The following is a 2,521-nucleotide window of genomic DNA, read 5'->3' on the forward strand; positions in this document are numbered from 1 at the left end:
GCTGCCCGAGGAGGCCCATCCATGAACTTGCCCCGTCCATCCCTTGCCTTGTTGACGCATGCCCTTGCAGCCATCGTGGTGACCCTCGCGTCGGCTGCGGCCTGGGCCCACGGTGGTGAAGACCACGGTGAAGCAGCGCCCGCCGTTGCCTCACCGGCCGCGCCACAAGCCCCTCGCGCCACCGCTCGGACCGACAGCTTCGAGCTGGTCGCCGTGCTGCAGGCGGGCGACTCACCCACCCTCACCCTGTACCTCGACCGTGCCGACACCAACGCCCCCGTGGCGGGCGCCAGCATCGAAGTCGAAAGCGGCGCCTTCAAAGGCACAGCCAAGGCGATCGAACCCGGCGTGTACACCCTGCCTGCCCAGGCCTTGGCCAAACCCGGCCACTACCCCCTGGCCATCACCGTGCAAAGCGCCGACACCGCCGATCTGATGGACGCCACGCTGAACGTCGAAGCGCCTTCAGATCACGCAGCGGATCACCCCACGAGCAGCACGCGTCGCTGGCCCAGGTGGGCCGCCGCAGCCGCCCTGCTGTTCACGATCACCGCGGCATGGCGACTACGACGCCGCGCCGCCGCTCGCAAGGAGCCCGCATGAAATCCCCACTGATGAGCATCCTGCACGGGCTGACGGCCCTGCTGTTCACCCACAGCGTCTGGGCACACGGCGGTGAAGACCATGGCGATCACGCGCCGGCTGCCCCCGCGGTAACGACCGGACAAGGCGCCGCACCACAGCGCCTGCCCGATGGCAGCATCTGGGTCCCCAAGCCCGCCCAATACAGGCTGGGCCTGCGCACGATCCGCACCGTCGCCCGGAACCATGCGCAGGCCATCGAGCTCAACGGCAAGGTGCTGCCCGACCCCAACGCCGGCGGGCGCGTGCAGACCACCCAGACCGGCCGCATCGAAGCCGGCCCGCAAGGTTTGCCCGTGCTGGGCCAACGCGTGAGCAAAGGCCAGGTGCTGGCCTACCTGCATCCAGCGGCCACCAGCCTGGAGCGAGGCAATCAGCAAGCATCCCTGGCCGAACTGGATGCCCAGTACGCCGTGGCCGAACGCAAGCTGGCGCGCTATACCCAGCTTGAAGGCGCCATCGCCCAGAAGGACATCGACATCGCCCGCATCGAGCGCGATGCCCTGAAACGGCGGCGCGAGGCCATCCGCAGCAGCCTCGGCGCGCCCGAGCCCTTGCTGGCCCCGGTCAGCGGCGTCATCGCCAGCAGCAGCGCCACCCTGGGGCAGGTCATCGAGGCCCACGACGTGGTGTTCGAGATCATGGACCCGAGCCGGCTCATGGTCGAAGCACTGGCCTATGACACCAGCCAGCTTGACGGTATGACCGAGGCCAGCGCCAGCACACCCTCAGGCGCCGTTGCCTTGCGTTTTGCCGGCGCAGGCAGGCAGTTGCGCGATCAGGCCATGCCCGTGCTCTTCCGTGTCGTGCAGACGCAGGCCCCGCTGGCCATCGGCCAGGCACTCAAGATCACCGCACAGACGAAGCAGACCGTGCGCGGCATGGCCGTGCCTCGCGCCGCCCTTCAGCGCCTGCCCAGTGGCGACACCATGGTCTGGCTGCATGAACAAGCCGAGCGCTTCACGCCGCACATCGTCAGCACCATGCCATTGAGTGACAACACCGTGATCGTGCTCAAGGGCCTCCGGGAAGGCGACCGCGTGGTCACCGAAGGCGCCAACCTGCTGGGCCAGGTGCGCTGAGACCACAAGGATGAACCATGTTTGACGCCCTCATCCATACCAGCCTGCGCCAGCGCCTGATCGTGCTGGCCCTGGCCATGCTGTTGGTGCTCTATGGCGCCTTCACCGTGCGCCAGATGCCCATCGACGTCTTCCCCGACTTGAACAAACCCACCGTCACCTTGATGACGGAGGCCGGCGGCATGGCCCCGGAAGAAGTCGAGCAGCAGATCAGCATCCCGATCGAATCAAGCCTGAACGGCATGCCCGGTGTGAGCCGGGTGCGCTCGGTCTCCGGCATCGGGCTGTCGGTCATCAACGTCGAGTTCGACTGGGGCAGCGACATCCACCTCAACCGCCAGCAGGTCAACGAACGGCTGGGCCTGGTGCGCGAACAACTGCCTGCGGGCATCACACCGCAACTGGGGCCCATCTCGTCCATCATGGGTGAGATCCTGCTGATCGCCCTGCCGGCAGATCCAGCCCAGGCCAGCCCCATGCAGGTGCGCGACTACGCCGACTGGGTCATGCGCCCGCGCCTGTTGACGATCCCCGGCGTGGCCCAGGTCATCCCGATCGGCGGTGAAGTCAGGCAATACCGCATCGAGATCCTGCCGGAGCGCCTGCAGGCGCTGGGCATCGAACGCGAGCAGGTGGCGCTGGCACTGCGGGATTTCGGCAGCAACACCAGCGGTGGCTTCCTGCAGGCCAATGGCCGCGAATACCTGGTGCGCCAGATCGGCCGCACCAACCGCCTTGATGACCTCAAGCAGGTCGTGGTGGGCACCGTGCGCGGCCAGCCCATACCGCTCATGCAG

General features: G+C 67.6%; 3 protein-coding genes. All 3 read left to right on the forward strand.

The window, feature by feature from the left end; genetic code table 11:
• Nucleotides 1-21: 21 nt before the first annotated feature.
• Entirely contained in the window at nt 22-603 is a 582-nt protein-coding gene (locus VFW84_RS13975) for a hypothetical protein (RefSeq protein WP_329681072.1), read from the forward strand.
• Nucleotides 600-1,724 carry an efflux RND transporter periplasmic adaptor subunit gene (locus VFW84_RS13980; RefSeq protein WP_329681073.1) on the forward strand — a complete coding sequence of 375 codons (1,125 nt, stop codon included), beginning with the start codon at nt 600-602 and terminating at the stop codon, nt 1,722-1,724. Before VFW84_RS13975 ends, VFW84_RS13980 begins: the two co-directional genes overlap by 4 nt.
• Before the next feature lie 17 nt (nt 1,725-1,741).
• On the forward strand, nt 1,742-2,521 hold a 780-nt coding region (locus VFW84_RS13985), incomplete at its 3' end, for an efflux RND transporter permease subunit (protein WP_329681074.1).

It is taken from the genome of Aquabacterium sp. (assembly GCF_036279655.1).
Taxonomy (GTDB): Bacteria; Pseudomonadota; Gammaproteobacteria; order Burkholderiales; family Burkholderiaceae_C; genus Aquabacterium.